This is a genomic window from Anaerosporobacter sp., assembly GCF_965301125.1.
This window is the reverse complement of record NZ_CBDLAM010000198.1, coordinates 1-6,305: the sequence shown is the minus strand read 5'-3', so window position 1 is coordinate 6,305 and position 6,305 is coordinate 1. Positions and strand designations below refer to the sequence as shown.

Sequence of the window (6,305 nt, the reverse complement as noted above, 5' to 3'; positions counted from 1 at the left end):
AGATTAAAAAGCTAAACAAGCATCAATAAAGAGTCAGAATATTCTGACTCTTTAAACCTGTTTTTAAGGTAAACTTCAGTATATAGCTTACCATATATTAGAATAAAAGTCTAGTATTATTTTTGCAACGCGTGTATGATAGTAATCACCCAGTAAAGTCTTTAGGATTATTAATCACTTATGTTCCGCTAACTTTCTTAGAAGCTCTTATGCGTGGATAACCATAGTATTCAAAGAGTTTCGGAATTACATTTTCTCAATTGAAAGGAGCAGGAGTAATGAACAATGGTATGGCAAAAAGCAGCAGTTTAGAAGAGATGGAGGTAGAGAACAAAGAAGAATGGAAGAAGGAAGAAGCACATCTATCAAGTTGTGAAGAAGTAATCGAGTCGAACATTGATGTGTTAACTGTTCAGGTTAAGCAGATGAGGGAACAGACAAAGGAAATGTATGATAATTATCGATCGGACAACCCTGAGCTTCATAACGAATTAATCGTAGGAATGGATTTACAATCACAAGCAGAAAAGAGTTTACGAAAGAACTTATTGGCAAAGGATAAGCCCTATTTCGGAAGAATCGATTATACAGAGCATGGAGAAGAAAAAGAGTTTTCATTATATATAGGGAAGAACGGAGTAATGAAAAGTCCTTCAGAGATTCTCATTGTTGACTGGAGAGCTCCCATTGCCAGTGTGTATTATGATAGTGATATTGGAGAGAGTTCATATCCGTCACCGCTTGGAGAGACTATTTATGTAGATCTAGGACTTAAAAGAACATTTGAGATTAGCGAAGGCGTTTTAAAAGATTTCTACGATGCCAATGTTATAGCAAATGATGAATTTCTTACCAAGTACCTAGGCAAGAACAAAGAAGCGGTCCTCGGAGAAATTATCGCTACTATCCAAAAGGAACAAAATGATATTATACGTGATACTCCATGGCATAATATAGTGGTACAAGGTGTAGCGGGTAGTGGAAAGACTACCGTCGCAATGCATAGAATTTCGTATATTTTATATAACTTCAAGGAAAAGTTTCGACCAGATGAGTTTTATATAATAGGAAGTAATAAGATGCTTTTGAATTACATTACGGGAGTACTACCAAACCTAGATGTCTATAATATTAATCAGCTAACCATGCAAGAATTCTTCTCTGGTCTTATAGAAAAAGAGGTTTCAAAGAAGAAGGGCTATAAGATGACAGATGCATTTAAGAAAGCGCGTATGACCAGCAATAGCGAGATAGAATCTGGCTGTAAGCGTTTTAAAGGATCCTTAGAGTTGTTAAAGGCACTAGAACTCTGTCTAGAAGAATATATCTTCAAACATATACCAATGGAAGAGATTATTTATAAGGGAAAAACCTTATATACAACGAAGGAGATTAAACAATTCTTGCTGACATTTAAACGATATTCTTATCAAGAGAAAATTGATATGCTGAACAAGAGACTATTAACAAAGGTTCGGAATATAAACGAAATTCTTGGAGAAGAGAAAGGTGTAATCAAACAAGAATGTAAATTATATAAGGATTACTTTGGTAAGAAGAATGGGAAGATTGACCTTTATCATGTATATGAAGAGTTTTTAGAAGACTTATATGTGAATTACGAAAAGTATGAGGCAGCAGATGTAAAACTACCTGAAAATATAGAAAGTTTACTACATCTCAAGGTAGCCTTTGCAGAAAAAGAGATTGATTTATATGATCTTGGTTTAATAGCTTATATTAAGAAGGCATTAAGTGACACTGTAGATTTCAAATATGTAAAGCATATTGTAGTAGATGAGGCTCAGGATTTTGGTGTAATTGCTTATGGAATTCTAAAACAACTCTTTCCTGATTGTACTTTTACCATTATGGGAGATGTGTCACAAAATATCCATTATGATACAGGTATGAACGATTGGAGAGAGTTACGTGAGGAAGTGTTTACACCTGGTAAGGACCCATTCTATTCCTTAGCTAAGAGTTACCGCAATACCGTAGAAATCTCTAACTATGCCAGTCAAGTGTTAGCGAAATGCTCCTTTGAGACCTATGCCATTGATCCAGTTATTCGACATGGACAGCCTGTTATGGTAAAGAAGCAATTGAATTTTAACGATAATGTAGAGGCAACGGTTTCTTGTATTAAAAATATAAAAGAACGAGAGTACGATACAGTAGCTGTAATATGCAGAACGGTTGAGGAAACAAAGACAGTATACGATGCACTTAAGGATAAGATAGAAGTAGAACCTTGGAAAGAGGATATAGAGGAACTTGTATTTACCAATGGTGTTATGGTATTGCCAATTCATATGACGAAGGGACTTGAATTCGATACGGTAATACTATGGAATCCAGATACAAGGAATTATGAGAATACAGATGCAGACGCCAAATTATTATATGTGGCAATAACACGTGCTTTGCATGAGTTGTATGTATTGCATTATGGAGAAATATCTAAACTTCTGAGATAGATAGTTTCATGTTCTGGCAAATAGACGTTTTTGTGATTTTATGGTAAGATAATATTAGGTTTCAATGGGGAGTGTGTACACTCCCCATTGGACTATTCTTGATTGTTTAACAATATATGATAGTATTTGTTTAATAGATTTCTTGCTAGATAATATAACAGATAAATATAAGGAGGAAAAACAATGAAAGTTAATTACCATACACACACGCCACGTTGTCAGCATGCATTTGGTACCGATGAAGAATATATTCAATCTGCAATTCAAAACAAGTTGGATATATTAGGAATTTCCGATCACGGACCATTTCCAGATTATGATTTTGGTTGTCGAATGAAATATGAAGAATTAGATGAGTATTTAAATTCTATGGTGGAATATGCAAGCAAATATCAATCACAACTAAGGATATTGAAGGGACTTGAGATAGAATACCTTCCGGAATATAATAACTACTATGAAAAACTTATTGCAGATGATCGAATCGATTATTTACTATTAGGTGAACATTTTTATCATAAAAAGAATGGTGAGATACAAAACATATTTTCTGCGCCATCTACGGATACATACATAGAATACGCACAAGCAATAGTAGAGGGGATGAAAACAGGATATTTTAATATGGTAGTACATCCGGATTTAATGTTCATAGGAAAATATGCATGGGATGATAATTGTAGTAGAGCTACAGATATTATTATTGATGCAGCAGTTAAACATGACTATATACTTGAATATAATGCCAATGGAATACGTCGAGGAATTAAGGATTATCCAGATGGGCAAAGACATCCTTATCCACACCAAAGATTTTGGGAGCAAGTAGCAAGTACGAATATACGAGTGATTGTTGGAGCAGATGCTCATCAACCAAATCAAATCTGGGATTCCAGTGTACTAGAAGCAATTGAGATAACCAAGAAGTTGAAATTGAATGTCATTAAAGAAATATTATAGGATAGAAAAAACGCCCTTGACAATATTCCAAGGTATGTTATACAATAAATTTTAATGTGAATACTGTAAGAACAAAGATTAGGAGTAGTAAGAGTACTGATGTTTTCAGAGAACTGTCGGTTGGTGTAAGACAGTAGCATGCAGCTCCCAACTCGCCTAGGAGTTCCTTGATTGAACCGTATTGATTACAATACGTTGTTTAGATAACTTTACTAAGTAGGTCAAGGCGGGAAATCCCGTTATAGATAATGAGTGCAGAATGTCAATTTATAAGACAGGCTGAACTAGAGTGGTACCACGAAACGTATATAATACCTTTTCGTCTCTAGATTAGAGATGAAGAGGTTTTTTTATTATAAGGAGGAAATATCATGTCAGTTACGTACAATCCAAAGGTGATTGAGAAGAAATGGCAAGGCATCTGGGAAACAGAGAAAGCCTTTCGTGCAGGAGACGATTATTCAAAACCAAAATTCTATGCATTAGTTGAATTCCCTTATCCATCTGGACAAGGTCTTCATGTAGGTCATCCAAGACCATATACAGCTCTTGATATCATTGCAAGAAAAAGAAGAATGCAAGGGTATAACGTATTATATCCTATGGGTTGGGATGCATTCGGTCTTCCAACAGAAAACTATGCAATCAAAAATCACATTCATCCAAAAGAAGTTACTAAGAGAAACGTAGCTAATTTTAAGAGCCAGTTACAAAATCTTGGTTATTCCTTTGACTGGGATCGTGAAATCAATACAACAGATCCAAACTATTATAAATGGACACAATGGATTTTCCTTAAATTATTCGAACAAGGGTTAGCTTACAAATCAGAGATGCCAATTAACTGGTGTACTTCTTGTAAGGTAGGTCTAGCAAACGAAGAAGTAGTAAATGGTGCATGTGAACGTTGTGGTAGTGAAGTTGTTCAAAAGGTTAAGAGTCAATGGATGCTTAAAATCACAGAATATGCTGACAAATTAATCGATGATCTTGATGAAGTTGATTATATTGACAGAGTTAAAGTATCTCAGAAAAACTGGATTGGACGTAGTGAAGGTGCAGAGGTTGACTTCAGATTAGCAGGAAGAGAAGATAGTTTGCGAATCTACACAACAAGACCAGATACTTTATTTGGTGCAACTTACATGGTAATCTCACCAGAACACCCAATACTTGATAAATACAAAGAAGAAATCAAGAATTTTGATGCCATTGTAGAATATCGTGAATTAGCTGCTAAGAAATCTGATTTCGAGAGAGCAGAATTAGCAAAAGATAAGACAGGTGTATGTATCGAAGGAATTACAGCAATCAATCCTGTTAATGGTAAAGAGATTCCAATTTGGATTTCAGATTATGTATTAATGACTTATGGTACAGGTGCAATCATGGCAGTTCCAGCACATGATGAACGTGACTGGGAATTTGCTAAGAAATTTGATCTTCCAATTATCGAAGTAGTAGCAGGTGGTAATGTTCAGGAAGCAGCATTTACTGATACAGCAACAGGAAAATTAGTTAACTCTGATTTCTTAAATGGAATGGAAGTTAAAGATGCAAAAGCTAAGATGATTGAATGGCTTGGTGAAAAAGGTATTGGACAGAAAAAAGTAAACTTCAAATTAAGAGACTGGGTATTCTCACGTCAAAGATATTGGGGAGAACCAATTCCACTAGTTCACTGTGATTGTTGTGGATACGTTCCAATTCCAGAGAGCGAATTACCTTTACAACTTCCAGAAGTTGAGACATATGAGCCAACAGATAATGGGGAATCACCACTTGCTCATATGACTGACTGGGTGAACGTGGCTTGTCCTAAATGTGGAAAACCAGCGAAGAGAGAAACAGATACAATGCCACAATGGGCTGGATCTTCATGGTATTTCTTACGTTATATCGATCCTACTAATACAGAAGCTTTCGCAAGCAAAGAAGCGATTGACTACTGGATGCCAGTAGATTGGTACAATGGTGGTATGGAGCATACAACACTTCATTTACTTTATTCAAGATTCTGGCATAAATTCTTATACGATCAAGGTCTAGTAAGTACGAAAGAACCTTATATGAAGAGAACTTCACATGGTATGATTCTTGGTGAGAATGGCGAGAAGATGTCAAAATCTCGTGGAAATGTAGTAAACCCAGATGATATCGTAGATGAATTTGGTGCAGATACACTTCGTACGTATGAAATGTTCATAGGTGCATTTGAATTAAGTGCTTCATGGTCTCAAGAAGGTGTTAAAGGTTGTAGAAGATTCTTAGAGCGTATCTGGAAACTTCAAGATATGGTTGTAGATGGGGAAGAATATTCCAAAGAATTAGAAACTAAGATGCATCAAACAATTAAGAAAGTCAGCCAAGATTTCGAAAATCTTAAATTCAATACAGCAATTGCAGCAATGATGGCATTTGTTAACGATGTATATAAAGTTGGTAAGATTACAAGAGGGGAGTTCAAGACTTTATTAATCTTATTAAATCCAGTAGCATCTCATATGACAGAAGAACTTTGGGATATGATGAACTACGGAGGAAGATTGTATCAAACAACTTGGCCAGAATGGGATGAAGCAAAGACAATTGAATCTACAATTGAAATTGCTGTCCAAGTAAATGGTAAGGTGAAAGCTACTATCGCTATCGATAAAGATGAAGAACAAGATAGCGTGAAAGAAAAAGTTTACGCTTCTGATGCTGTAAAAGCAGCAGTAGAAGGAAAAAATATTGTAAAAGAAATCTACGTTAAAGGTAGAATCTATAATATTGTTGTGAAGTAGGTAAATCATAAAAGGACCTTGGTTTTTGAACAGACCCCCAAAAGTTAGACCAAAATCTGACGATTGGAGGTCTGTTTTT

The 6,305-nt window shown here is 35.3% G+C and carries 3 protein-coding genes and 1 other annotated feature; all 3 genes read left to right on the top strand.

The annotated features are described in order from the left end of the window. Positions 1-278: 278 nt before the first annotated feature. Positions 279-2,480 (top strand): HelD family protein, encoded by a 2,202-nt coding sequence (locus ACW2QF_RS16520; RefSeq protein ID WP_455717111.1) that lies wholly within the window; start codon positions 279-281, stop codon positions 2,478-2,480. Positions 2,481-2,663: 183 nt separating this feature from the next. After that, positions 2,664-3,440 carry a histidinol-phosphatase gene (locus tag ACW2QF_RS16515; protein ID WP_455717110.1) on the top strand — a complete coding sequence of 259 codons (777 nt, stop codon included), beginning with the start codon at positions 2,664-2,666 and terminating at the stop codon, positions 3,438-3,440. Positions 3,441-3,505: 65 nt separating this feature from the next. Further along, positions 3,506-3,770, top strand: a binding site (T-box leader). A gap of 41 nt (positions 3,771-3,811) precedes the next feature. Further along, a complete protein-coding gene (gene leuS / locus ACW2QF_RS16510; protein ID WP_455717109.1) occupies positions 3,812-6,226 on the top strand; it encodes a leucine--tRNA ligase in 2,415 nt (804 codons plus the stop codon). Positions 6,227-6,305: the final 79 nt, after the last annotated feature.